This window comes from Halolamina pelagica, from assembly GCF_900115675.1.
Taxonomy (GTDB): domain Archaea; phylum Halobacteriota; class Halobacteria; order Halobacteriales; family Haloferacaceae; genus Halolamina; species Halolamina pelagica.
This window is the reverse complement of sequence record NZ_FOXI01000005.1, coordinates 143,374-165,607: the sequence shown is the minus strand read 5'-3', so window position 1 is coordinate 165,607 and position 22,234 is coordinate 143,374. Positions and strand designations below refer to the sequence as shown.

Here is a 22,234-nt window from a genome sequence, read left to right as displayed (position 1 = left end):
CGTCGACCCGCGTTCAGTTCGTTTCGGTCTCTCGCTGGGACTCCTCGTCGGACTCCTCGTCCGGCCGGGAGGTCCAGCCGGAGTCGTCGCCCGCCTCGTCGGCCGTTCGCGCGTCGCCGGCGTCCGCCTCGTCGGCCGTTTCGGTGTCCTCGGTCACGTCGTCGGGGCGTTCGTCCGCGGCCTCCTTGCGTGCGTTCTCGACGCGGGCGCGTTCGAGTTCGCGGTCGAGGCTCCCCTCGATCGTGCCCAGCGACTCGACGGTGACGACGTTGCCGCCGCCCGGGTCGACCACCATCACCTCCTCGCCCTCGGGGATCTCACCCTCGATCGTGCGGGCGGAGTAGTACGGGTTGAAGCCGCCGCTCTCGATCTTGACCTCGCCCTCCCGGGGGGTTACTCGCGAGGTGACCCGGGCGGTCCGACCCTTCAGGTCGGCCGAGTCGCTGGTCTGGGCCTGCCCCTTCCCGCCGTAGATGTCGAGTTCGCGGTAGCCGTACAGCGTGACCATCCCGATCAGGAGCACGAGCCCCGCGAGTACGAACGGCGTCGCCGCGGGGCCGAGCAGCAGGCCGAGCAGCCCCGCCCCGAGCAGCGAGACGCCGACGACGACGAAGTGGGCGCCCGGCGCTAGCGCTTCGGCGATCGAAAGCGCGATCCCCGCCGCGACGAGCAGCAGGGGGAGCGTCTCCGGGCCGAGCAGCCCTGACTGGAGCAGCATCGTGCTGGTCATGGACCGCGCGACGTATCAACGTTGGCTCCGTGCCACGTCGGCGCCCGGGCGCGAACGGTAAGAGAAGGCTTATTCGGGACGCGAGGGGAACTCGGCGGTATGAATCAGTTCGTCCGGGAGGTGAGGTGAGTGCCCGGCGTGGACCTCCCCTTCGGGCTCCCGGAGGTGGACTACACCGAGTACTCGAACCGACAGCTGGTCGCGGTTCCGCTCGCGGTGCTGGCGGTGGCCCTCCTGATCGTCGGCGGCGTCTGGCTCACGACCGGCGCGCCGGTCGATCTCGGCATGGAGTTCACCGGGGGAACCGAGATGCGACTCCAGATCGACGGGGAGAACCCCCAACAGCGGATTCAGCAGGCGTTCACGGCCGAGCCGGCGGGCGTCCAGCCGGTCGCCGGGAGCGACGTCTACATCGTCAGCTTCGGGACGGGGGCGAACAGCGAACAGTTGGAGACCCAGGCCGAGAACGCCGGCTTCGGTGTTGAGTCCATCGACTCCACCTCGCCCAGTTTCGGGAGCGAGGCACAAATCCAGGCCATCGGCGGCGTCGCCATTGCCTTCGCCGGGATGAGCGTGCTCGTCTTCGCGATGTTCCGGACGTTCGTCCCGAGCATCGCCGTCGTGGTGTCGGCGTTCTCTGACGTGGTGGTGCCGCTGGCGCTGATGAACGTCCTCGGCATCCAGCTCACGCTCGGTTCGGTCGCCGCGTTGCTGATGATCATCGGGTACTCGGTCGACTCCGACATCCTGCTCAACAACCACGTGCTCCGCCGGCAGGGGAGCTTCTACGAGTCCGCCTACCGGGCGATGGAGACCGGGATCACGATGACGCTGACCTCCATCGCCGCGATGGTCGTGATGACCGTCGTCGCGACCGCCTTCGGGATCGGCTTGCTCTCCTCGATCGGGCTGATCCTCGTGTTCGGCCTCACGACCGACCTGCTGAACACCTACATGCTCAACATGTCGCTGCTCCGCTGGTGGAAGTTCGAGGGGGTGAACCGATAATGGCCGACGAAGGCGGGACGTGGGCCAGCATCAAGGAGAACTGGCGGGTCGTGCTGCTGGTCCTGATCGTGCTCGCGAGCGTGTTCGCGCTGTTCTCGCCGACGCTGGCGCCGAGCACCGACACGCCGGGGTCGACGGCGAACGGGAGCGCGGCGGACACCGGCGTGACCAACCTGCAGTTCGGCCTCGAGCTCTCCGGCGGCACCCGGATCCAGGCGCCGCTGGTCGGCGTCCACGCCACGGGCGTCGACATCCCGGAGGGGACGGAACGGGCGACGATACGCCAAGGAGTCGCGGCCGGGCTCGAGAACGCGAGCGCCCAGGACGTCGCCGTCCGCTTCCCCGGCGAGTACGGTGACACCACCCAGCAGACGACTGTCGTCGAGGTACGGACCGCCAACGTCACGGCGGCGCAGCTCGACGCCGCGCTGAACGAGGCGGGCTACGAGGCCGACAACACGTACAACCGCGTCTCGGGGATCACCCAGCAGACCGCGGTCACCGTCCTCAGGCAGAAGGTCAACGAGGCCGGGCTCTCCGGCGGGACCGTCCGGGTGGTCGGCGGCGACGTGATCGTCGTCGAGGTGCCCAACGCCAACCAGACCGCGGTCCGTGACCTGATCGAGTCCCGCGGCCAGGTGCTGATCCAGGCGTACCACCAGAACGAGAACGGTACGTACGTCCGGACCACCGTGATGGACTCCGACGACCTCCGGCAGGTCGGTAACGCCCAGCAGATTCAGGGCGGCCAGGGCGCCGAGGTCGGCGTCGTCGTCGCCGACGACAGTGCCGAGGACGTCCAGCAGCGCTTCGTCGACACCGGACTGGCACAGGAGGGCGGTACGGAGTGCAGTTACGAGCAGAGCCCCAACAGTACCGAACCCTGCATCCTGCTCGTCCAGGACGGCCAGGTGCTGAACTCCTTCGCCGTCGACGAGGGGCTCGCCGAGCCGATGCGCACCGGTGAGTGGGCCGACGACCCGCAGTTCCGGCTGACGACCGGCAACCTCTCGACGGCCCAGGAGGTCGCGATCAACCTCCGCGCCGGCGCGCTCCCGACCGAGCTCGACCTGAACCAGAACTCGATGCTCTACGTCGACCCCTCGCAGTCGGACCGGTTCAAGACCGACTCGCTGATCGCGGGGATCGCCGCGGTGCTCGCGGTGAGCGGCGTGGTGTTCGCCCGCTACCAACGCGTCGAGGTCGCGGGGCCGATGATCGTCACCGCGCTCTCGGAGGTCGTGATCCTGATGGGCGCCGCCGCGGCGATCGGCTACCCGATCGACCTCTCGGTGATCGCCGGCTTCGTGGCCGCGATCGGGACCGGGGTTGACGACCTGATCATCATCGCCGACGAGGTGATGAGCGAGGGCGAGGTGACCAGCCAGCGCGTGTTCCAGAGCCGCTTCCGCAAGGCGTTCTGGGTCATCGGCGCCGCGGCGGCGACGACGATCGTCGCGCTGTCGCCGCTGGCGGTGCTCTCGCTCGGCCAGCTCCGCGGGTTCGCGATCTTCACCATCCTCGGGGTGCTCGTCGGGGTGCTGGTCACCCGTCCGGCCTACGGCGACATCCTGCGCTCGCTGCTGACCGGGAAGCACTGAGCGGCCGAACGCTTTTCTCACGTTCGCGCGAACCTCTGCGCATGCCCTCCAGCGCCGACGATAGCGACGACGTCGACCCCGAGACGGAGCGGGCGATCCGGCGAGCGGTCCGCGAGGAGATCCGCGGCGGAGTCCGTGCGCTGAGCCAGATCGGCGGCGGCCTGCTGCTGGGTTTCTTCGCGCTCCCGGCACTTGCCGGCGTGTTGCTGGTATTGGACGTGCCGCTCCTCGTCGTGCTCTTCGCGTGTGTCGGCGCCCTGCTCGCGCTCGGCGCGTACGCGTGGGGGCTCCCGCCGTTCCGGTGATCGGGCGCGGACTTTTTGCCCGCGGGAACGCTCCTCTCAGCAGATGCGGATCCGTGTTCGCGGCGACGCCTACGACCTCGACGCCAGTCTCGTCGCCGAGAGCGGGGCCGAACTCCGCCGCCAGATCGAGGAGTACGCGGCCGGCGAGCGGGAGGCGTTCGACCTCGGCGTCGACTACCCCGAGAGCCACCTCGGCGACGTGATGCGGGCGATGAACGGGATCCCCTACGGCGAGACCCGGACGTACGGCGAACTCGCCACCGACCTCGACGCCGGCGCCGTGGCCGTCGGGCAGGCCTGCGGCGCGAACCCGCTCCCGATCGTCGTCCCGTGTCACCGCGTCGTCGGCGCCGACGGTCGCGGCGGCTTCTCGGCGGCGGGCGGCGTCGACGCGAAGCGCCGATTGCTGGCGTTCGAGCGCGGCGAGGGCCTGGACCGGTTCTAGAAGTCGCTCAGTCCGGACTGCTCCGCGCTCGCGAGCGCGTCCTCGCACGTCGCCCACGTCGCCCGCGCGCAGTCGGGGAGTTCCCCGTGCTCGTCGACGTAGGCCGCCAGAAACTCCGTCGTCGTCGGGTCCGAGGGGTAGCCGCTTCCGACCTCACGGTCGTACTCGGCGTCGATCTCGGCCATCCGGCGGTCGCGCTCGACCTTGGCGATGACGCTCGCCGCCGAGACGATCGCGTGGGTCTCGTCGGCGCCGTGTTCGGCAGTGACGGCGACCTCGAGTCCGGACTCCGCAATCGCATCTGTGAGCCGCCGGCCGAACCGTGCTTCGTCGGTGTCGGCGGCGTCGGCGACTACATCGTCGCCCGGGACCGCGACCGCGGCGACGGCCTCGGCCTGCGCGGCGACGCCGAGCGTGTTCATGTCGGTCTCGGGGGCGTCGATACGCTCGGAGGGGACGACGGCGGTCGCGACCGAGATTTCGGGGTGCTCGCGGAGGTCGGCGGCCAGTTCCTCCCGGCGCGCGGCCGAGAGCTGCTTCGAGTCGTCGAGGCCGGCGGGGAGGTCGGCGGGGGCGGCCCTGACCGCGCCGGCGACCATCGGCCCCAGCGCCGGCCCCTTCCCCGCCTCGTCGGCGCCGACGACCATCAGTCCCGGAAGTACGACGCGTTCTCGAACGGTTCCGACTCGCCCTCGACCGCGAGCACGTCCAGGGCCGTCACCTCGGCGTCGACGCCCAGCAGCCCGGCGAGCGATGGCGTCGTGCGGCCCTCGTCGCTCGAGACGAGTTCCTTGATGTAGAGGCCGCCCTCGCCGTGGATCTCGACGGTCGCGGTGCGGGCGTCCTCGAGCTCGCCCTCGATGTCGTACACCTTGCGGGTTCGGACCTTGCTCGCCCGGCGGTGATCGACGCGGTTGGGCGTCTCCTGTTCGATCGTCGCACCGTCGAGTTCCTCGAGCGCCGCGGCGAACGCTTCGGCGTCCACGTCCCCGTCGAAGGCGACCTGCGCGCGGTAACGCTTGGCGGCGTCGTGGCGCTTCACGCGCTCGACCATGCCGTGGGTCGCGAGGCGGAGCCCCTCGACCTCGACCTTGCCGTCGGCGAAGGCGTTGATGTCCTCCTGCAGGCGGTCGGCGTCGACGGTTCGGCGATGGGGCTCCTCGATCTCGATCACGAACGGCCGACCGGTGCCGAGCATCCGGGCGTCGACGTCCTCGCGCCCGGCGCCGTGGAACGTCGCCCCGATGCCGTCCATCACGTCCTCGACGACCGGCGCGGTGAGCTGTTCGACGCTCTCGGGGTAGCGATAGCCCGAACCGTCACACTCCTCGCAGGGCTCCCGACCCTGTCGCCCGCTACCGTTGCAGGCCGAACAGGGCCACTTCGTCTGCGGGATGCCCCGTTCCAGCTTCCGGTAGCGGCCGTAGACGAACGCGGAGTTGACCTGCGCCTCGACGGTGTCCGCCGCGAGGTCGAGCAGGAACTGCACGTTCGGGCGCTCGAAGTCGACCTCGGCGTCGGTGAGCCGGCCGACGCGCTTGCCGACCTCCCGGTTGAACTCGCTCTTGAACCGCTCGCCGGCGTCGGCGTCGAGCCCCGCGTCCTCCCGGAGCATGCGCTCGTTCTCCTCGATCAGCGCGGGCGGGCGAGTGCCGACCTGGTAGCTCTCGAACTCCACGTCCCCGACCGCGGCGGCGGCACGCTCGGCCCACTCGTCGAACTCGCCACAGCGGCCCTCGCAGACCCAGCAGTCCGCCGGGTCGACGTAGTCCGGCGCCTCGTCGTCCTCGAGTCCGACGACGGTCCGCAGCGCCCGGCCCCGTTCGCGGTTGGTGAGGCCGTGGCTCCGGTCGGCGAAGACGCGGCCCAGACAGGCGTCGCAGACCCCGTCGATCGCGAGCACGGCGCGGGCGTCCTCCAGTACGCTCATGGCTGGAGTCGGGGGCGGAACGGGTAACTACCTTGCCCTTCCCCGGCGGCGCCGCTGGGTGGTCGAAGGGTGTAGTGATGGAGGGATCGAGCCCGAATCGCGATCTGCCTGGTCGTCGGGCCCGCGACAGCGGGGACCGGTGCCGACGGCGCGCGCCGGTCGGTCGACCTGTTCGGCTTCGCACAGCGACGGCATCAGTTCCGTGCCAGCGACATGGCGTCGCTAGCTGGTCACGCACCGTAGTTGGCTACGCACAGTCACGGCATCAGTTCCGTGCCAGCGACATGGCGTCGCTGGCTGGTCGCGAGCCGTGACTGGCTAGGGCGGCCCCGTGCGTAACTCCACCTCCACCTCGCTGACGCCGAATCGGTCCTCCAGCCGCGCGGCCGTCTCGGCGCCGTCGTCGACGACCAGCGAGGCCGAGACGGTGACCGTCAGGTCGTTCAGGCCGGGCCGGATGCCCCGGAGGTCGACCTCCTCAACCGCGTCGACGCCGTCGGCGCCGCCGAGGCGGTCGCGGACGCCGGTCTCGAGGTCGCCGGCGGCGTTGCGCGGGACGCTGACTGTACAGTCCACGCCGACGGGGTGGCGGCGAACCGCCGACCCGTCGGAGCTTTTGGTGCTCATCGCACGCTCCCACCACGACTCGAACGTGCTGGGGGGACCAGCTCCCGTGGGAGTTGGCCCACAACGTGAACAGACGGCTCCAGGAGAGTGCAGGTTCGCACCGACCGGGCCGCCGTGAACCGATTCACGCTGCGAGCCGACCGGACCGAACCTGCGGGCGTACGATGGCGATAATCCCGACGTACCCGAACCGGTCCGCTCCGGTAGACCCGAGCTCAGAGCTATTGAGCCCTGTGAGCATCGGGAGGGATGTCGGGAGGCGCATCGTTCGTCCTGTCAGTTCCTCTGACGCGGTGGCACTTAATTCTACTCCGTGGTTGTGAACCCGTCCCACGGGGCCGAACGGACTGCCGCGTTCACCCGTTGCTTCGAACCGAAATCATTTGACCCCACGCAGCGAGTTGCGAGTATGCGAGCCATCCGGAACGGGATCGTACACACCCAGACCGAACGCGGAACAGTCGAGGGCGACGTCCTGATCGAGGACGGGAAGATCGTCGACGTCGGCTACGCCGTCGACGTGCCTGCCGGGGCCGAGGAGATCGACGTGGACGGCGCCCACGTCACGCCGGGCCTCGTCGACGCCCACTCCCACGCCGGCATGGCCGAGTGGGGCGAACCCGAGGACGGCGACTTCAACGAGGGCACGTCGGCGACGACGCCCCACGTCAACGCGCTCGACGGGTTCCACCCGCGCGACGAGGAGCTCAAACACGCCTTCCAGAACGGCGTCACCAGCGTCTCCAGCCGGATGGGCTCCGGCAACGTCATCGGCGGCGTGATCGTCTCGATGAAGACCTACGGCGACCGGGCCGACGAGATGCTGATCACGGAGGACGGGATGAAGGCCGCGATGGGCGAGAACCCCAAGCGCTTCCACGGCGAGCGCGAGGGGCGCCAGCCCTCGACCCGGCCGGGCGTCGCCGCCACGCTCCGCGAGCAGTTCATGGAGGCCGAGGACTACCTCGACCGGAAGGAGAGCGCCGACGAGGACGACGAGTTCGAGCGCGACCTCGGGATGGAGAACCTCTCCCGCGTGCTCACGGGCGAGCTCCCGCTCCGAGTCCACGCCCACCGCGCCGACGACATCCGGACTGTGTTCCGGATCGCCGACGAGTTCGGCATCGACGACCTCTCGATCGAACACGCGACCGAGGGCCACGTGATGGCCGAGGAGTTCGTCGAGCGCGACGTGCCCGCGGTCGTCGGCCCGTCGATCTCCTCGGCGACGAAGTACGAGCTCCGGAACATCACCTTCGAGACGCCGGGAATCCTCCACGACGCCGGCGTGAAGGTCGCGATCCAGACCGACGCCCCGATCCTGCCCCAGCAGCACCTCGACGTGTGCGTGGGGCTCGCGGTGCGTGAGGGGTTCCCGAAGGAGGCCGCCCTCGACGCCGTGACGACTAACGCCGCCGAGATCCTCGGGATCGAGGACCGGGTCGGCACGCTCGAACCCGGCACCGACGCCGACGTGGCGGTCTGGGACGGCGAGTTCTGGCGGGTCGACAGCCGGACCCAGCACGTGTTCGTCGACGGCGAGCACGTGTTCGACCGCGGTGCCGACGCGGTCGATCCGCGCGAGGAGTACGCCTGGTAGCGCCGACCGTGCAGGTCCCCACCCTCTCGAGCCCCGCGATCGACGACGAGGACCCGAGCGTCCCGGTCGTCGTCGGCGCCGTGATCGCCGGCGTGTTCTTCGGCGGCGTCGGCGGCGGCGTGGCGTTCCCGACCCTCCCGACGCTGGGGACGGTGCTGGGCATCTCCTCGTTCGTCGTCGGAATGATCCTCTCGGTCAACCGGTTCACGCGGCTGCTGCTGAACACGCCGGCGGGGCAGGTGCTCGACCGCCTCGGCACGCGGCGACCGATGCTGGTGGGCCTCGTCCTGCAGGGGCTGGTGCCCTTTGGCTACGTGGTCGCGCTCGATCCGGGGGCGATCCCCCTCTCCAGCGCCGCGATCTTCTTTCTCTCGCGGGCGCTGTGGGGCGTCGGCTCCGCGTTCGTGTTCGTCGGCGCGTTCACCACCGTCACCCACGTCACCACCGCGGAGAACCGCGGGAAGTGGGTGGGGTACATGCGCGGCGGCCAGAGCCTCGGCTTCCCCGCCGGCCTCATCCTCGGCGGGATCCTGACCGACCTCTACGGCTACAGCGAGGCGTTCGCCGCGGCGGGCGTCGCGGGGCTGTTCGCGGCGTTCGTCGCGTTCGTCGTCCTGCCGAACGTCGAGGGCAGCGCGTCGACGACGACGCGGCTGCGGGACCTCCCGGCGGTCGTCCGCGCCGACGCCCGGGTGCTGGGCATCGGGGCCACAAACCTCGCGGTGCGCTTTCTCTACGCCGGGATCCTGCTCTCGACGGTCGTGCTGTACACCCGGGAGTTCGACATCGGGCTCGGCTCGCTGGCGTCGACGGGCGTCAGCGGGATCGTGATGGCGATCTCCGTGCTCGCGATGTCGGTGACGACGCTCGTGGTCGGGCGACTCTCGGATACGCTGTCCTCGCGGACCTACACCGTGATCCCGGCGCTGGGGCTGCTCGCCGGCGGCTTCGCGCTGCTCGCACTCGTGCCCAGCGTCGAGTCCACGGTCGTCGGCGTCGCGCTCGTGGGGATCGGCGTCGGCGGTACGGGGCCCCCACTGATGGCGTACCTGGGCGATATCGCCCCCGGGGGCGACGTGGGGAAACTCGGCGGCGTCTACAACGTGTTCGGCGACCTGGGCTCGACGATCGGGCCGCTCGTGGCGCTGCCGTTCGCGTCGGTGGTCGGCATGCGGATCGAGTACCTGGTCTGTGCCGGGCTCGCCGTGTTGACGGCGACGATGGTGCTCGCGACGCTCGACGGCGACCCCGAGACCCTCCGGTCGCCCGAGGCTGTCCCGAACGACTAACGAGATTTTTTACCCCAAGCCGCCCCCAGTTCGACCAGAGCGATGAGCGACCCCGTCCCCGCGATGGCCGACCGTGCGAGCGTCTGCGCCGAGCGCGTGCTGGCCGCCGACTCCGTCGTGCTCGCCTCGCACATCGACGCCGACGGCCTCACCAGCGGCGCCATCGCCGCCACCGCGCTCGAGCGGGCCGGGATCCCCTTCGAGACCACCTTCGAGAAGCAGTTGGACGCCGCCGCGATCGACCGCGTCGCCGCCACCGACCACGAGGTCGCGCTGTTCACGGACTTCGGAAGCGGCCAGCTTGACGACATCCTCCCCCACCACCGCGCCGGCGACTTCGACGCCGTCGTCGCCGACCACCACCAGCCGGTGACCGGCGAGGAGGGCGAGGACCCGCCCGAGATCGACCACCACCTCAACCCGCTGCTGTTCGGGATCGACGGCGCGTCGGAACTCTCGGGCGCGGGAGCGACGTACGTGCTCGCCCGCGCGATGGAGTCCGAGGGCGTCGACAACCGCGACCTCGCGGCGCTGGCGGTCGTCGGCGCCGTCGGGGACATGCAGGACACCGACGGCGGGCTCCGCGGCGCCAACGAGGGGATCGTTGCCGAGGGCGTCGACGCGGGCGTGATCGAGGAGGTGACGGACATCTCGCTGTACGGTCGACAGACGCGTCCACTCCCGAAACTCCTCGAGTACGCCAGCGAACTCCGGATCCCCGGTATCTCGGGCGACGAGGAGGGGGCGATCAAGTTCCTCTCGGAGTTGGAGATCGACCTCAAAGTCGACGGCGACTGGCGTCGCTGGGTGGACCTCTCCTTCGAGGAGCGCCAGACGGTCGCCAGCGCGCTGATGCGCCACGCCATCTCGCGGGGCGTCCCCCCCGATCGCGTCAACGGCGTGACGACGACGACCTACACCCTCTCCGCGGAGGAGGTCGGCACCGAACTCCGGGACGTGAGCGAGTTCTCCACCGTCCTGAACGCGACCGCTCGCTACGAGCGGGCGGACGTGGGGCTGGCGGTCTGTCTGGGGTACCGCGGCGAAGCACTCGACGAAGCACGAACCCTGCTTCGCACCCACCGCCGGAACCTCTCCGAGGGGCTGGAGTGGGTGAAAACCGAGGGCGTCGAGCGGGCCGAGCACCTCCAGTGGTTCGACGCCGGCACGCGGATCCGGGAGACCATCGTCGGCATCATCGCCGGGATGGCGCTGGGCGCGGAGGGCGTGCGGCGCGACCAGCCCATCCTCGCGTTCGCACAGGAGAACGAGGAGGAACTGAAAGTGTCGGCGCGGGGGAGCGGGTTCCTCGTCGGCGAGGGGTTGGATCTCTCGGTCGTGATGTCCGAGGCCGCCGCGGCGGTCGGTGGCGGCGGCGGCGGCCACGACGTGGCGGCGGGGGCGACCATCCCCCGGGAGAAGCGGGACGCGTTCCTCGACGAGGCCGACCGGATCGTCGGCGAACAGGTCGGTTAAGCGCCGATGTCCTCGAAGAGCCGTCGGTAGTCTTGGGTGTCGAACTGTTCGGTGATCCGCTCGAGTTCGGCGTCGAGCTCCGCGAGCTCCGCGGTCAACTGCTGGTACTTCTCGCTGCGTTCGAGCGCCTCGCGCGGTTTCTCGGCCTCCAGCGTCGCCCGCTTCGAGGCCAGCGCCGCGGTCCGCTGGAGCCGGTCGTCGTACTCGCTCCGGGTGCCCAGGCGCTCGACGGCGTCGATCAGCTCGCCCTGGGAGAGCGGTTTGAGCACGTAGAGGTCGAACCCCATCTCCACGATGTCGAAGTCGGGTTCGACCGCGGTCACCATCCCGACCCGGATGTCGAGTTCGCGGTCGCGGATCGTCGTCAGCAGGTCCTCCCCGTGGCCGTCCGGGAGCCGACGGTCGAGGAGCGCGATGTCGTACGCCGGGGACAGCCGGTCGGCGCCGGCGCTGACGCTGTTGGCGACGTCCACGTCGTACCCCTCCGCCTCCACGGTGGTGCAGTAGAGTTCGGCCACGTCGGGTTCGTCCTCGACGATCAACACCCGGGTCGCGTCTCCCCGCTCGTTAGTTCGGTCTGTCTCCCGCGAATCGGACCCCGCCTCACTCATGATGCCAACAGTTCGACTGCCAACAGTTAACTGTACCGTCACCATCGCGCCGAACCCCCGCCACGTCGGACCCACACCGCGCATCGGCGATCGACGCTGGCCTTCAGCCGAGAAACGGCCCCTCGGAACGGCGGCGGACCCGGTGGGCTTAATTCCCTCCGCGGCGCTACGTCACGCTATTCATGGTCGACGTTACCGAGACCGGGGTCGACGGTCTCGACGCGATTCTCAACGGCGGTATCGTCGATGACTCGACGGTGTTGGTCAGCGGGAACCCCGGGACCGGCAAGAGCATCTTCGGCATCCAGTACCTCTACAACGGCGTCAGGGAGTTCGACGAGCGGGGGATCTATATCTCCTTCGAGGAGAACGCCGAGGACATCCGGCAGGCCGCGGAGTCGGTCGGCTTCGAGGAGTGGGGCGAACTGGTCGAGAACGGCGACATCAAGGTGTACGACAAGTCGACGATGCTCCGAGAGGAGGACTTCAACACCGCGATCGACCGCCTCCTGCAGGACTTCGCCGGCACCACCTACGACCGGCTGGTGCTCGACTCGCTGACGATGTTCAGCCTCTTCTTCGACGACGAGGCCGAGAAGCGCACCTACCTGCTGAAGTTCTCGGACATCCTCAAGAAGAACGGGCTCACCTCGCTGCTGATCAACGAGCAGGGGGCGGTGTTCCCCGAGACCGAGATCGGCCTGGAGAACTTCCTCACCGACGGGAACATCTACTTCATCCAGACGCCGACGGACAACGGCGTCAACCGCTACATCTGGGTCGCGAAGATGCGCAAACAGGACATCAACACCGACATCTTCCCCATGGAGATCGGCGAGGGGGGGATCACCGTCTACGAGCGGGCCGGCGGCTTCTCGATGATGGGCAGCGAGGAGCGGCCGGGGTTCTAGCTCTGGCCCTGGGACATCCGGCGCCAGACCTCGTCGAGCTTGTTGGTCACGTCCGAGCGCTGCTCGAGTTCGACGCTGAGTCCGTCCCGGAAGTCGATGGAGATCTCGTCGATACAGCGACGGTACACCTTGATCCGGCGGTGCTCCTCCGAGAGCGGGCGGTCGTGGAGTTCCAGCAGGTCCGCCTCGGTCAGCTCGTCGATGCGGCGGTAGCAGGTCGCGATCGGCACGTCGAGCTGGTCGGAGAGCTCCTGGGCGGATTTCGGCTCGCTCGCGGCGTCGAGGATCTCCGGGTTGTACTTGTTCCCGAGCACCTCGAGGATCTCGTCCGAGGCCATTCGTTATCGGAAATGAGACGACGTTTCAAAAACGTACCGCCACACGTGATCGTCAGTTGACGCCAAGAATCAGTTCCGATAGCGGCTACTCTTCAGTGATCGTGCGGTCCTTCTCGTCGATCTCGCCGCGGTAGAGCTTCGCGCCGTCCTGGGCGACCTGCCGGGCCAGCACCGCACACTTGATCCGCATCGGCGAGATCTCGACGCCGAGCATCTCGGTGATGTCGTCGGTGTCCATCCCGTGCAGGTCCTCGATGCGCTTGCCGGGTAGTTCCTTGGTCAGCAGCGACGCCGCGGCCTGCGAGATCGCGCAGCCGTCGCCGGTGAAGGAGACCTCCTCGATGGTCTCGTCGTCGTCGGCCAGCTTCACGTCGACCTTGATCGTGTCCCCACAGGAGGGGTTCTCCCCCACGTGCGAGAAGTCCGGGTCCGCCATCTCCCCGTAGTTGCGCGGGTTCTTGTAGTGATCGAGGATCTGCTGGCGGTACATGTCCGAGCCACTCATGGCTCGAAACAGGCGGTTTCGCCGGAAAAGGGTTCCGGGAGTCCCCCTCCTTGCCGGAGGGGCACTCCCGCGTCGACGGCCGCTCAGGCGAACAGCTGTCGGGCGGTGTCGACGGCGTCGATCAGCTCGTCGATCTCCTCGCGGGTGTTGTAGAGGTAGAACGACGCGCGCGTCGACGCCGGGACGTCCAGCACGTCGTGCAGCGGCTGGGTACAGTGGTCGCCCGCGCGGACGGCGACGCCGTGGTCGTCGAGGATCGAGGAGAGGTCGTGGGCGTGGACGCCCTCCAGGTTGAACCCGACCAGCCCGCCGCGCCCCTCGCGCGGGCCGTAGATCTCGACGTCGTCGAACTCACTCAGGCGGTCGTAGGCGTAGGTCGCGAGTTCCCGTTCGTGCTGTTCGATCGCGTCCATCCCCACGTCCTCGAGGTAGTCGATCGCCGCAGTGAGCCCGACAGCCTCCGCGATCGGCGGCGTCCCGGCCTCGAACTTCCAGGGCAGGTCCTCCCACGTCGCCCCCTCGAACTCGACGCGGCGGATCATCGCGCCGCCGACGAGGAACGGCGGCAGTTCTTCGAGCAGGCCTTCCTTCCCGTAGAGCACGCCGATCCCCGTCGGGCCGAGCATCTTGTGGCCCGAGAAGGCGTAGAAGTCGGCGTCGATCTCGCCCACGTCGACGGGGCGGGTCGGAACCGCCTGCGCGCCGTCGATGAAGGAGAGCGCGTCGTGCTCGTGGGCGATCTCGGTGATCTCCTCGACGGGATTGATCGTGCCCAGCGTGTTGGAGACGTGGACCGCGCTGACCATCGCGGTGTCGTCGTCGACCTTCGCGCGCAGGTCGTCCATGTCCAGGCGGCCGTCGTCGTCGATTTCGGCGTAGCGGACCTCCGCGCCCTGTTTCTCACAGAGCTGTTGCCACGTGACCAGCGAGGCGTGGTGCTCCATCTGCGTGGTGACGACGTTCTCGCCGGGTTCGAGCTCGGTCAGCCCCCAGGTGTAGGCGACGAGGTTGAACGCCTCGGTGGTGTTCTTGGTGAAGACGACCTCCTCGCGGCCGTCGGCGCCGACGAACTCGGCGACGCGGTCGTGGGCCTCCTCGTAGGCCACCGACGCCTCCTGGCTCAGGCTGTGGATGCCGCGGTGGACGTTGGAGTTGTACTCGTAGTAGTACTCGGTCATCGCCTCGACGACCTGCCGGGGCGTGTGGCTGGTCGCGGCGTTGTCGAGGTAGTACAGCGGCGTGTCGTCGTCCTCGTCGGGACCCGGGACGGTCACGTCGCCGCCGATTTTCCGGTCGAGGATCGGGAAATCCTCCCGGATGGCCTCCACGTCGAGGCCGGTAGCGTCGGATACAGGCATTACTGGAGAAAGGGGCTGGAGAACCAACACCCCTTCGGTAGGGGTTGGTAGCTGCCGAGCCGAACGATCCCCGTCGTGCTCACGCGAAGTGAACCTTCACCCGAGGGATATTCTCATCAGCCTCCTATATTATATTGCAAAATATTAGTTCGAAATAGCTACAATAATGATTATACGTGATGGTTCCGAAGTTCAATCGAGATGTCACGACGAGGTTCGTGGAACGATCGAGAACCGATCTACGACATGTGGACCCGGCGGAACTACCTCGTGGCGACCGTCGGAATAGCCGCTTTGAGCGGGTGTGGTGGCGATCCGGGTGACCAAACCGGGACGACGGAGGGGACTGAAACGGGGGAGGAGACGGGAGACGAAGACGCGGAGGAACGTCCGGAAGGTGTCTCGGAGGAGGAGTTCGAAAACGGGCCCGTCCCCGACGTGTACCTCTCGGCGACGTCGCTCGGGAACGAGCAGCGCGACCCGGACGACTTGAACGCGAAGGCCGACGTCGCGTTCTCCGAGTACGACGCCGCCGTGGAGAACGACGCACACCAACCAGGAACGTGCTGTGCGAACTGCGCCGACTTCATCCCGGACAAGAACGGCGACGCGTTCGGTGCGTGCGCGGAGGTCGACGGCTACGTCGACGGGGCGGACTGGTGTACGATCTACGAATCGCTACCCGAACCGGCGGTACCCGAGGACATGTCCGAAGCCGACCTGGCAACCGCCGAGGTTCCGGAGCAGTACCGGACCGCGGACTCACAGACCGGCGAGGCACGCGATCCCGATGATCTCCAGAGTCAGGAGGACGTCCAACTGAGTGAGTCCGTCGAGGCCATCGCGGACGGGCTGGCACAACCCGGCCAGTCCTGCGGTAACTGTGCGGAGTACATCCCCGACAAGAACGGCGACACGTGGGGCGCCTGTGCGAAGGTCGAGGGGTACGTCGCCGCCGAAGACTGGTGTGCGATCTGGAAACACGTCAGTGCCGAACTGTGACGCCTCCCGCCATCGGCCCTCCGGAGTGTGGGTCGCTCGATCCCGGACGACTCACACCGTGTGCGACGACCGCTACTGGATCTGCAGTAACTGCGCGTGCCGGGTCTCGCCGATCTCCAGCACGGTCCCCTCGTCGATGATGCCCGCCTCGACGGCGACGCCGACGCACTCCTCGCCGACCAGGTTCGCCACCGACGCGCGCCGGAGGCCGTCGATCACGGCGTCGGCGTCGGCCTCGACGGCGGCCTCGCCGCCGTAGAACGACTCTTCGACCGTGATCGAGACCCGCCCGTTCTCGAAGGTCTGACCCAGGAGGTCGGCGTCACAGACGGAGACGAGCAGGCCGCGTTCGGTCTCCCGTTCGCGCAGCAGCATCAGTACTCGTCGACCATCTGCTGCTCGGCCTCCTCGCGCATCTCCTCGGCACGCTGGCGCACCTCCTCGGCCTCCTCCTCGCGGCCCACTTCCTCCAGCGCGCGGACTTTCTCCTCGAGCACTTCCGCGTTGGACATCCCGAGGCGCTGGGCGTTCTCGAAGCAGTCCACGGCGTCCTCGGCGAGCCCGCGTTCGAGCATGAAGAAGCCGCGGTTGTACCAGGCCTGCGCGAACCGCGGGTCGATCTCGACCGCGTTCTCGGCGTGTCGCAGCGCCTCCTCGCTCTGGCCGAACTCCCAGAGCGCGTAGGCGAGGTTGGTCTCGGCGGTGGCGGCGTGCTCGGAGTCGTCGTCGATGTCGATGGCCTCCTTGTAGGCGCCGATGGCCGCGTCGTACTCCTCGAGTTCGGCGTGTGCGGCGCCCTTGTTCACCCAGGCCTCCTGCTCCTTGTGAGGGTCATCGGCGAACTTGGCGGCGCGCTCGAACGTCTCGGTGGCCTCCTCGAAGCGGTTGATCTGCGTGTAGGAGACGCCGACGTCGATGAGTTGGTCGGTGTCGACCTCGTCTTCGGGGACGTTGCGCTCGTCGAGCAGGTCCGACAGCACCCGGCTGTCGACGGGGTCGACCTCGTCGGGGTCGACTTTCAGTTCGGGCGGGTCGATGTCGAACTCCTCGAACTCGTCGGGGAGTCCCTGCCCCTCCGAGAACTGGTGGTCTCGGTCCTCACGGGGGTTATCAGTCATTACCCGTGATTCGCGGTCGTCGGGGGTAAGGGTTACGCGTCCGACCCCAACGCTTAGTCGCGCCGGCCCCTGTCGCCGCGTATGCGCCTGTTCTTCGCGATCGACCTGCCCGAAGAACTCCACGAGCCGTTCGCCGCGGTTCAGCAGGATCTGGCCGACGCCGACGGACTCAGCTTCACCGACCCCGAGCAGGCTCACCTGACGATGAAGTTCCTCGGCGACACACCGACCGCGGACGAGGCCGACGACGACGAACCCACCGTCCACGACGCGAAGGTCGCCGGCGCCGCCGCCGTCGACGCAGCGGGCCTCGACCCCTTCGAGGTCGAGGTCGGCGGCCTCGGCGCGTTCCCCTCCGCGGAGTACATCTCGGTGGTCTGGGCCGGCGTCCGCGACGGCACCGCCGACCTCCACGACCTCGCCGCCGCACTCGAGACGGCGACCACCGAGCGCGGTTTCGACGTGGCGGACGACGAGTTCACGCCCCACGTCACGCTCGCCCGGATGAACGACGCCCGCGGGAAGGACCTCGTCCAGGACCGCCTCCGGAACACGAACCCAACCGTCGGCCGCTTCACCGCCGAGGAACTCCGACTGAAACGTTCGGTCCTCGGCCATGACGGCGCCGAACACGAGACTGTCGCCCGGTTCCCGTTCTGACCGGTTCCGGACTCGGCAGCCGCCCGAGCCGTGCGAACTTCTGTCCTTGCCCACGCAACAGTTATCTCCGCCGGCAGCGACCGGGTAGTATGGAACTCAGCCGAATTCAGCAGTACGCGGGCGGCCGAACCGTCGACGCCGACGTCGCGACCGAGCAGCTCCGAGCGCGCTACGCGGCGCTTCGGGCCCGGGCGGCCGAGAGCGAGGAGGCCGCGGCGGCGCGCCACCAGCTCGCCGAGCGCGCCCTCGACCTGACCGAGGAGTACTTCCCCGCGGAAGTGGCAGCGCGCCGCCGCCGCGTCGCCGCCGCGGGCTTCGCGGCCGGCGTCGTTGTCGGCGCGGCCGCCGGCGCGGCGATCCGACGCTAAACGTCGTTTTCAGTCCGTTTCTTCGGGGTGGTCCGGATTCGCGCCACTTACCTCAGCGGCGCGTCGACCGGTTCGAACGCCGTCTCGCAGGGAGGCCCGTCCGCGAAGTCGAACCGCACGCTGTCGGCGGCGAACCCGCCATCGGCGCCCTCGTCGGCGCCGAGCGCGATGAGCGACGCCGAAACCGTGCCGTAGCCGTTCTCGTGGACGCAGACGCCGAACTCGTGATCGCCGAGCACCGCCGCCGCGCGGTCCAGCCAGGCGTCGCTCGACTCGTCGGGCTCGGGGAGTAGCTCGGTCCGGACCGCAGCCGCGTCCGCGGCCTGTTCCTGCCCGCGTTCGGCGGCCGACGCCGGGATCGCGGGCGCGTCGCTGGCGCCGACGTTGACGACAACGTGGACGCCCGGGTCCAGCCGGCGGACCAGCAGGCGGCCGTCCCACTCCAGCAGGAACGCCGCCGTTGCGTCGGCGAGCACGAGGTTGAACCCCGCGTACTCGTGGTCCTCGACGGCGTGCTCGACCATCCGAACTGCCTCCTCCGCGGAGGGCTCCCGCAGCGCGTCACGGACGAGCAGCCCCCGCGAGCGCTCGCCCGCGAGGTCGGCGTCGGTCCAGCGGTTGGTCACGCCGACGAACAGCCCCGACTCGTTGTACCCCTGCCACGTGCCCCCGGCTTTCGCGTCCAGGGGGGCGATCACCGTCGGGTCCTCCTCGATCCGCGCCGGCGGCTCGGAGGGCCGGTCACGTCGTTCGTCGCGGTTCGCCGCCACGACGACGGGCGCGTCCTCGAAGGTCTGCCAGGCGAGGGTCAGCGTACACACGGGGACGGGTACGTGCGGCGGGTGTTTAAGCCCGCGGCGTCCCACCGGACGGTCGATGCTCGAAGGCGTCAACGTCGCGCTGGGGGTCACCGGCAGCATCGCCGCGGTGAAGGTCGTGGAACTCGCCCACGAGCTCCGCCGGCAGGGGGCCGAGGTCCGCGGCGTGCTGACCGAGAGCGCGCAGGGGATCGTCCACCCCTGGGCCGTCGAGTTCGCGACCGACAACGAGCCGATCACCGAACTCACGGGCGCGGTCGAACACGTCGATCTCTGCGGCCGCGACGGCTGGGCGGACGTGCTCCTGATCGCGCCCTGTACCGCCAACACGGTCGGGAAGATCGCCGCCGCAGTCGACGACTCGCCGGTCACGACGACCGCGACGACCGCGATGGGCGCGGATGTCCCGGTCCTGATCGCGCCCGCGATGCACGAGCCGATGTACGACCACCCGGGCGTGCTGGACGCGATCGACCGCGTCGAGTCCTGGGGCGTCGACTTCGTCGACCCCCGGATCGAGGAGGGGAAGGCGAAGATCGCCACCGAGGCGGCGATCGTCACCGAGGTCGCCCGCGAGACGACGCCCGACTCACTCGCCGGCGAGCACGTCGTCGTCACCGCGGGCGCGACCAGCGAGCCGATCGACCCGATCCGGACCATCACCAACCGCGCGTCCGGAAAGACGGGGCGCGCGATCGCGACGGCCTGCTACGTCCGCGGCGCCGACGTGACGCTAGTCCACGACGGCGACGACGTGCCCTACGCCGACGTGCGGCGGGCCGAACGGGCCGCGGAGATGCGCGACGCGGTACTCGCGGCGGTCGACGACGGCGCCGACGCGCTGGTCTCGGCCGCGGCCATCTCGGACTTCACCGTCGACGCCGCCGAATCGAAGATCAAGTCCGGCGAGGAGCGGTCGCTGACGCTCCGGCCGGCGCCGAAGCTCATCGACGCCGTCCGCGAGGCTCACCCCGACCTCCCCATCGTCGGCTTCAAAGCCGAGACCGGCGTCGAGGACGCGGAACTGGTCGACGAGGCCCGGCGGATCCTGGATCGCGCGGGACTCTCCTTCGTCGTCGCCAACGACGCGAGCGTGATGGGCGAGGACGAGACGCGGGTGCTGCTGGTTCGGGGCGAGGGGTACGCGGAGTTCACGGGGAGCAAGTCGGAACTGGGGGCGTGGGTGGCCGCGGAGTTGGCCGAGGTACTCGGTAACGTGTGACTACTCCCGTCGTCGTTCCCCATGCCCCGGATAGTCGCGCTCGAACCGTTCCCCGATCTCCTCGCCGGAGATCTCCACGATCACGGGGCGGCCGTGCGGGCAGGCGTAGGGATTCTCGCAGTCGTCCAGCGCCGACAGGAGTTCGCTCACGGACCCCTCGGTGAGCGACGTGTTCCCCGTGACCGACGGGTAGCACGCCAGGTCCGCCAGCAGGTCGTCGACGGCGTCGTCGACCGCGGCCTCGCCGTCGCCCGCCGAGACGAACGCCGAGAGCGCGTCCCGCAGCAGTTCGGGGTCGAGCGTCGCGTCGAACACCGCCGGCACCGCCGTGACTTCGACGGTGCGGCCGTCGCCGCCGCTCGGCCGACCGTCGCCGGTCGCATCGTTTCCGGCGCCCGGCCGACCGTCGCCGGTCGCACGTTCCGCTTCGAACCCGATCTCCGCCAACGCGTCGGCGTGGCTCGCGAACAGTTCGGCCTCCCGAGCCGTCAGCTCGAGGTCGACCGGCGCCGCCAGCGCCTGGCTCGCCATCCCGTCGGCGAACTGCCGCTGGAGGCGCTCGTAGTTCACGCGCTCGTCGGCGGCGTGCTGGTCGATCAGCACCAACCCGTCGTCGGTCTCGGCGACGACGTAGGTGTCCTGCAGTTGGCCCAGCACCCGCAGCGTCGGCAGCGAGTCGAACTCGCCGCCGGTCTCCGCGGTGCCGCCGCCGAGGGCTTGCTGCGTCGCCGTCGAGAACGACCGCTCGCGACCGGACGACGCGTCGCGGGAGTCGGTGGTCCGGCCCGATTCGGCCGCGTGGTCGGTCGAGCGGGCGCGCGCGGAACTGCGCGTGCGGTCGTCGCGCCCGGGACTGGCCGGTTCGACGCTCCCGGATTCGCCGGCGGCCGCCGACTCGTCCGCCGTCGGCGACGACGCGTCCGACCCGCCGGAGAGGTCGACCGACCAGTCGTCGGCGTCGGTCTCACTCGGTGTGGACTCCGCCGTCGAACTACCCGCGTCCTCGTCCCAGTCGTCGAGTTCGGTCGCGGTCCCGTCCGCGCCCTCCCCGACGCCGGCGTCGGACGAATCGCCCGCGGTCGACCCGTCCGCCCCGTCGAGCCCCGACTGCGTCCGGACGCCGCCGCTCCGCTCGGCCCGGCGCTCGGCGACGCCGCTGGCTTCCTCGTGCTGCGTGTCGGCGCCGCCGACGGCCTCCTCGTCGTCGGTTCCGGGGCGGACCGGCGTCTCGTCGGCCTGCGAGCGCCCGCGGGGTGCGGAGGTGCGGATCAACCCCTCCGCCAGCAGGGCGTCCCTTACCGCCTCGGTGACCGACTCGCGGACCCCCTGCTCGTCGTCGAAGCGGACCTCGAGCTTTCGCGGGTGGACGTTCACGTCGACGGTCGCGGGGTCGAGTTCCACGAACAGCACCGCGAAGGGGTAGCGGTCCGGCGCCAGTTGGCCGCCGTAGGCCTCGAGGACCGCCTCCCGGAGCGCCGACGCGGTGACGTAGCGGTCGTTGACGAACGTCGAGAGGTACTCACGGCCCGCGCGGGTGGTCTCGGGGTGGGAGACGAGCCCCCGCACTGACTGGACGGGCACGTCGTCGCCCGCCGCGGACCACTCCACGTCGACCATCGACTCCGCGACCTCGCGGCCGTACACCGAGAGCACCGTCGATCGGAGGTTCCCAGTGCCCTCCGTGGCGAACACCTCCCGGTCGTCGTGCTCCAGCGACACGGCGACGCCGGGGTTGGCCAGCGCGTACTGCGTGGCGACCGTGTTGACGTGGTCGAACTCCGTCGCGTCGGTCTTGAGGAACTTCCGCCGGGCGGGGACGTTGTAGAACAGGTCCGCGACCTCGACGACCGTCCCGGCGGGGCAGCCGGCGGGTTCGGGCTCGCCGATGTCGCCGCCCTCGACGGTGAGTTCGTGGCCCATCCCGCCGCCGCGGGGTTTCGAGCGCACGGTGGTCCGCGCGACGGCGCCGATGGCTGCGAGCGCTTCGCCCCGGAAGCCGAGCGTGCCCACGCCCGCCTCGAGGTCGCCGATGTCGCCGATCTTGGACGTGTGGTGGTCCCGGACCGCGAGATCGAGCTCGTCGGCGGTCATCCCGACGCCGTCGTCCCGGACGCGGATCCCGTCTTTCCCGCCGCGGTCGACCGCGATCGAGACGCGGGACGCGTCGGCGTCGATGCTGTTCTCGACCAGCTCCTTCACCACCGAGGCTGGGCGCTCGACCACCTCGCCGGCGGCGATCCGCTGGACGGTCTCCTCGTCGAGCGCGGTGATACTGGGCGTTTCGGGGTCGCCCTCGTCGGGTCCGGCCATGC

24 protein-coding genes are annotated in these 22,234 nt (G+C 69.5%); 12 read left to right on the top strand and 12 right to left on the bottom strand.

Annotation, left to right across the window (positions count from 1 at the left end):
* Positions 1 to 13: 13 nt before the first annotated feature.
* Positions 14 to 718: an NfeD family protein gene (locus tag BMZ83_RS08920; protein ID WP_074877771.1), complete on the bottom strand. Its 705-nt coding sequence runs from the start codon at positions 716 to 718 to the stop codon at positions 14 to 16.
* Between the two features lie 150 nt (positions 719 to 868).
* On the opposite strand from BMZ83_RS08920, the gene secF reads away from it, so the two are divergent.
* From secF to BMZ83_RS08900, 4 genes are read left to right on the top strand one after another with little or no spacing between them, the layout of a single operon-like run.
* On the top strand, positions 869 to 1,738 hold the full coding sequence (gene secF, locus BMZ83_RS08915; RefSeq protein ID WP_074877940.1) for a protein translocase subunit SecF: 870 nt from the start codon (positions 869 to 871) through the stop codon (positions 1,736 to 1,738).
* The gene (locus tag BMZ83_RS08910) at positions 1,738 to 3,339 is read left to right on the top strand and encodes a preprotein translocase subunit SecD (protein WP_074877769.1); all 1,602 of its coding nucleotides are present in this window, start codon (positions 1,738 to 1,740) and stop codon (positions 3,337 to 3,339) included. Before secF ends, BMZ83_RS08910 begins: the two co-directional genes overlap by 1 nt.
* A gap of 41 nt (positions 3,340 to 3,380) precedes the next feature.
* On the top strand, positions 3,381 to 3,644 hold the full coding sequence (locus BMZ83_RS08905; RefSeq protein ID WP_074877766.1) for a hypothetical protein: 264 nt from the start codon (positions 3,381 to 3,383) through the stop codon (positions 3,642 to 3,644).
* A gap of 43 nt (positions 3,645 to 3,687) precedes the next feature.
* The gene (locus tag BMZ83_RS08900) at positions 3,688 to 4,089 is read left to right on the top strand and encodes a methylated-DNA--[protein]-cysteine S-methyltransferase (protein WP_074877764.1); all 402 of its coding nucleotides are present in this window, start codon (positions 3,688 to 3,690) and stop codon (positions 4,087 to 4,089) included.
* Here BMZ83_RS08900 and rnhB read toward each other — a convergent pair.
* The 3 genes from rnhB to BMZ83_RS08885 form a co-directional block, all read right to left on the bottom strand.
* Positions 4,086 to 4,736: a ribonuclease HII gene (rnhB, locus tag BMZ83_RS08895; protein ID WP_074877762.1), complete on the bottom strand. Its 651-nt coding sequence runs from the start codon at positions 4,734 to 4,736 to the stop codon at positions 4,086 to 4,088. The genes BMZ83_RS08900 and rnhB overlap by 4 nt on opposite strands.
* Positions 4,736 to 6,019, bottom strand: coding sequence for a tRNA pseudouridine(54/55) synthase Pus10 (locus tag BMZ83_RS08890; RefSeq protein ID WP_074877759.1), 1,284 nt, complete (start codon positions 6,017 to 6,019; stop codon positions 4,736 to 4,738). The genes rnhB and BMZ83_RS08890 overlap by 1 nt, the downstream gene beginning before the upstream one ends.
* A 318-nt stretch (positions 6,020 to 6,337) precedes the next feature.
* Positions 6,338 to 6,646, bottom strand: a complete 309-nt coding sequence (locus BMZ83_RS08885; protein ID WP_074877757.1) for a hypothetical protein — start codon at positions 6,644 to 6,646, stop codon at positions 6,338 to 6,340.
* 409 nt (positions 6,647 to 7,055) lie between these two features.
* Here BMZ83_RS08885 and BMZ83_RS08880 point away from each other — a divergent pair, with 409 nt between their 5' ends.
* From BMZ83_RS08880 to BMZ83_RS08870, 3 genes are read left to right on the top strand one after another with little or no spacing between them, the layout of a single operon-like run.
* Positions 7,056 to 8,246 carry an amidohydrolase gene (locus BMZ83_RS08880; RefSeq protein WP_074877755.1) on the top strand — a complete coding sequence of 397 codons (1,191 nt, stop codon included), beginning with the start codon at positions 7,056 to 7,058 and terminating at the stop codon, positions 8,244 to 8,246.
* 8 nt (positions 8,247 to 8,254) lie between these two features.
* Entirely contained in the window at positions 8,255 to 9,535 is a 1,281-nt protein-coding gene (locus tag BMZ83_RS08875) for an MFS transporter (RefSeq protein ID WP_079990147.1), read from the top strand.
* Positions 9,536 to 9,577: 42 nt separating this feature from the next.
* Entirely contained in the window at positions 9,578 to 11,011 is a 1,434-nt protein-coding gene (locus BMZ83_RS08870) for a DHHA1 domain-containing protein (protein ID WP_074877753.1), read from the top strand.
* On the opposite strand, the gene BMZ83_RS08865 is transcribed toward BMZ83_RS08870, so the two are convergent.
* Positions 11,008 to 11,622 (bottom strand): HalX domain-containing protein, encoded by a 615-nt coding sequence (locus tag BMZ83_RS08865; RefSeq protein WP_079990146.1) that lies wholly within the window; start codon positions 11,620 to 11,622, stop codon positions 11,008 to 11,010. The genes BMZ83_RS08870 and BMZ83_RS08865 overlap by 4 nt on opposite strands.
* Before the next feature lie 182 nt (positions 11,623 to 11,804).
* Between BMZ83_RS08865 and BMZ83_RS08860 the strand changes: the two genes are divergently transcribed.
* A complete protein-coding gene (locus BMZ83_RS08860) occupies positions 11,805 to 12,533 on the top strand; it encodes an RAD55 family ATPase (RefSeq protein ID WP_074877751.1) in 729 nt (242 codons plus the stop codon).
* Here BMZ83_RS08860 and BMZ83_RS08855 read toward each other — a convergent pair.
* The 3 genes from BMZ83_RS08855 to BMZ83_RS08845 all read right to left on the bottom strand — a co-directional run bounded on the left by BMZ83_RS08855 (position 12,530) and on the right by BMZ83_RS08845 (position 14,734).
* Entirely contained in the window at positions 12,530 to 12,871 is a 342-nt protein-coding gene (locus BMZ83_RS08855) for a winged helix-turn-helix domain-containing protein (protein ID WP_074877749.1), read from the bottom strand. The two genes, BMZ83_RS08860 and BMZ83_RS08855, sit on opposite strands and share 4 nt — an antisense overlap.
* A gap of 85 nt (positions 12,872 to 12,956) precedes the next feature.
* Positions 12,957 to 13,376 carry an iron-sulfur cluster assembly scaffold protein gene (locus BMZ83_RS08850; protein WP_074877747.1) on the bottom strand — a complete coding sequence of 140 codons (420 nt, stop codon included), beginning with the start codon at positions 13,374 to 13,376 and terminating at the stop codon, positions 12,957 to 12,959.
* An 83-nt stretch (positions 13,377 to 13,459) separates the two neighbouring features.
* Complete coding sequence (locus tag BMZ83_RS08845; protein ID WP_074877745.1) at positions 13,460 to 14,734, bottom strand: aminotransferase class V-fold PLP-dependent enzyme; 1,275 nt, start codon at positions 14,732 to 14,734, stop codon at positions 13,460 to 13,462.
* 201 nt (positions 14,735 to 14,935) lie between these two features.
* Here BMZ83_RS08845 and BMZ83_RS08840 point away from each other — a divergent pair, with 201 nt between their 5' ends.
* Entirely contained in the window at positions 14,936 to 15,736 is an 801-nt protein-coding gene (locus tag BMZ83_RS08840; RefSeq protein WP_074877743.1) for a high-potential iron-sulfur protein, read from the top strand.
* A 72-nt stretch (positions 15,737 to 15,808) separates the two neighbouring features.
* Here BMZ83_RS08840 and BMZ83_RS08835 read toward each other — a convergent pair whose 3' ends face one another.
* Entirely contained in the window at positions 15,809 to 16,111 is a 303-nt protein-coding gene (locus BMZ83_RS08835; RefSeq protein WP_074877742.1) for a DUF424 domain-containing protein, read from the bottom strand.
* Positions 16,111 to 16,854, bottom strand: a complete 744-nt coding sequence (locus BMZ83_RS08830; RefSeq protein ID WP_074877740.1) for a tetratricopeptide repeat protein — start codon at positions 16,852 to 16,854, stop codon at positions 16,111 to 16,113. Before BMZ83_RS08830 ends, BMZ83_RS08835 begins: the two co-directional genes overlap by 1 nt.
* Positions 16,855 to 16,935: 81 nt before the next feature.
* Between BMZ83_RS08830 and thpR the strand changes: the two genes are divergently transcribed.
* Positions 16,936 to 17,514 carry an RNA 2',3'-cyclic phosphodiesterase gene (thpR, locus tag BMZ83_RS08825; RefSeq protein WP_074877737.1) on the top strand — a complete coding sequence of 193 codons (579 nt, stop codon included), beginning with the start codon at positions 16,936 to 16,938 and terminating at the stop codon, positions 17,512 to 17,514.
* A gap of 89 nt (positions 17,515 to 17,603) precedes the next feature.
* Complete coding sequence (locus BMZ83_RS08820; protein WP_074877736.1) at positions 17,604 to 17,882, top strand: hypothetical protein; 279 nt, start codon at positions 17,604 to 17,606, stop codon at positions 17,880 to 17,882.
* A gap of 47 nt (positions 17,883 to 17,929) precedes the next feature.
* Here the strand turns inward: BMZ83_RS08820 and BMZ83_RS08815 are convergent, their stop codons facing one another.
* On the bottom strand, positions 17,930 to 18,703 hold the full coding sequence (locus BMZ83_RS08815; protein WP_074877734.1) for an NRDE family protein: 774 nt from the start codon (positions 18,701 to 18,703) through the stop codon (positions 17,930 to 17,932).
* A 55-nt stretch (positions 18,704 to 18,758) separates the two neighbouring features.
* On the opposite strand from BMZ83_RS08815, the gene coaBC reads away from it, so the two are divergent.
* Entirely contained in the window at positions 18,759 to 19,922 is a 1,164-nt protein-coding gene (coaBC, locus tag BMZ83_RS08810; protein ID WP_074877732.1) for a bifunctional phosphopantothenoylcysteine decarboxylase/phosphopantothenate--cysteine ligase CoaBC, read from the top strand.
* Here coaBC and mutL read toward each other — a convergent pair whose 3' ends face one another.
* Positions 19,923 to 22,232, bottom strand: coding sequence for a DNA mismatch repair endonuclease MutL (mutL, locus tag BMZ83_RS08805; RefSeq protein ID WP_074877729.1), 2,310 nt, complete (start codon positions 22,230 to 22,232; stop codon positions 19,923 to 19,925). It lies immediately after the preceding gene.
* Positions 22,233 to 22,234: the final 2 nt, after the last annotated feature.

Bases quoted from the DNA above. Each gene is read 5' to 3' on its own strand.
- BMZ83_RS08920 (WP_074877771.1), bottom strand. From the start codon at position 718: ATGCTGCTCCAGTCAGGGCTGCTCGGCCCGGAGACGCTCCCCCTGCTG.
- BMZ83_RS08910 (WP_074877769.1), top strand. From the start codon at position 1,738: ATGGCCGACGAAGGCGGGACGTGGGCCAGCATCAAGGAGAACTGGCGG.
- BMZ83_RS08905 (WP_074877766.1), top strand. From the start codon at position 3,381: ATGCCCTCCAGCGCCGACGATAGCGACGACGTCGACCCCGAGACGGAG.
- BMZ83_RS08900 (WP_074877764.1), top strand. From the start codon at position 3,688: ATGCGGATCCGTGTTCGCGGCGACGCCTACGACCTCGACGCCAGTCTC.
- rnhB (WP_074877762.1), bottom strand. From the start codon at position 4,736: ATGGTCGTCGGCGCCGACGAGGCGGGGAAGGGGCCGGCGCTGGGGCCG.
- BMZ83_RS08890 (WP_074877759.1), bottom strand. From the start codon at position 6,019: ATGAGCGTACTGGAGGACGCCCGCGCCGTGCTCGCGATCGACGGGGTC.
- BMZ83_RS08885 (WP_074877757.1), bottom strand. From the start codon at position 6,646: ATGAGCACCAAAAGCTCCGACGGGTCGGCGGTTCGCCGCCACCCCGTC.
- BMZ83_RS08880 (WP_074877755.1), top strand. From the start codon at position 7,056: ATGCGAGCCATCCGGAACGGGATCGTACACACCCAGACCGAACGCGGA.
- BMZ83_RS08870 (WP_074877753.1), top strand. From the start codon at position 9,578: ATGAGCGACCCCGTCCCCGCGATGGCCGACCGTGCGAGCGTCTGCGCC.
- BMZ83_RS08865 (WP_079990146.1), bottom strand. From the start codon at position 11,622: ATGAGTGAGGCGGGGTCCGATTCGCGGGAGACAGACCGAACTAACGAG.
- BMZ83_RS08860 (WP_074877751.1), top strand. From the start codon at position 11,805: ATGGTCGACGTTACCGAGACCGGGGTCGACGGTCTCGACGCGATTCTC.
- BMZ83_RS08855 (WP_074877749.1), bottom strand. From the start codon at position 12,871: ATGGCCTCGGACGAGATCCTCGAGGTGCTCGGGAACAAGTACAACCCG.
- BMZ83_RS08850 (WP_074877747.1), bottom strand. From the start codon at position 13,376: ATGAGTGGCTCGGACATGTACCGCCAGCAGATCCTCGATCACTACAAG.
- BMZ83_RS08845 (WP_074877745.1), bottom strand. From the start codon at position 14,734: ATGCCTGTATCCGACGCTACCGGCCTCGACGTGGAGGCCATCCGGGAG.
- BMZ83_RS08840 (WP_074877743.1), top strand. From the start codon at position 14,936: ATGTCACGACGAGGTTCGTGGAACGATCGAGAACCGATCTACGACATG.
- BMZ83_RS08835 (WP_074877742.1), bottom strand. From the start codon at position 16,111: ATGCTGCTGCGCGAACGGGAGACCGAACGCGGCCTGCTCGTCTCCGTC.
- BMZ83_RS08830 (WP_074877740.1), bottom strand. From the start codon at position 16,854: ATGACTGATAACCCCCGTGAGGACCGAGACCACCAGTTCTCGGAGGGG.
- thpR (WP_074877737.1), top strand. From the start codon at position 16,936: ATGCGCCTGTTCTTCGCGATCGACCTGCCCGAAGAACTCCACGAGCCG.
- BMZ83_RS08820 (WP_074877736.1), top strand. From the start codon at position 17,604: ATGGAACTCAGCCGAATTCAGCAGTACGCGGGCGGCCGAACCGTCGAC.
- coaBC (WP_074877732.1), top strand. From the start codon at position 18,759: ATGCTCGAAGGCGTCAACGTCGCGCTGGGGGTCACCGGCAGCATCGCC.
- mutL (WP_074877729.1), bottom strand. From the start codon at position 22,232: ATGGCCGGACCCGACGAGGGCGACCCCGAAACGCCCAGTATCACCGCG.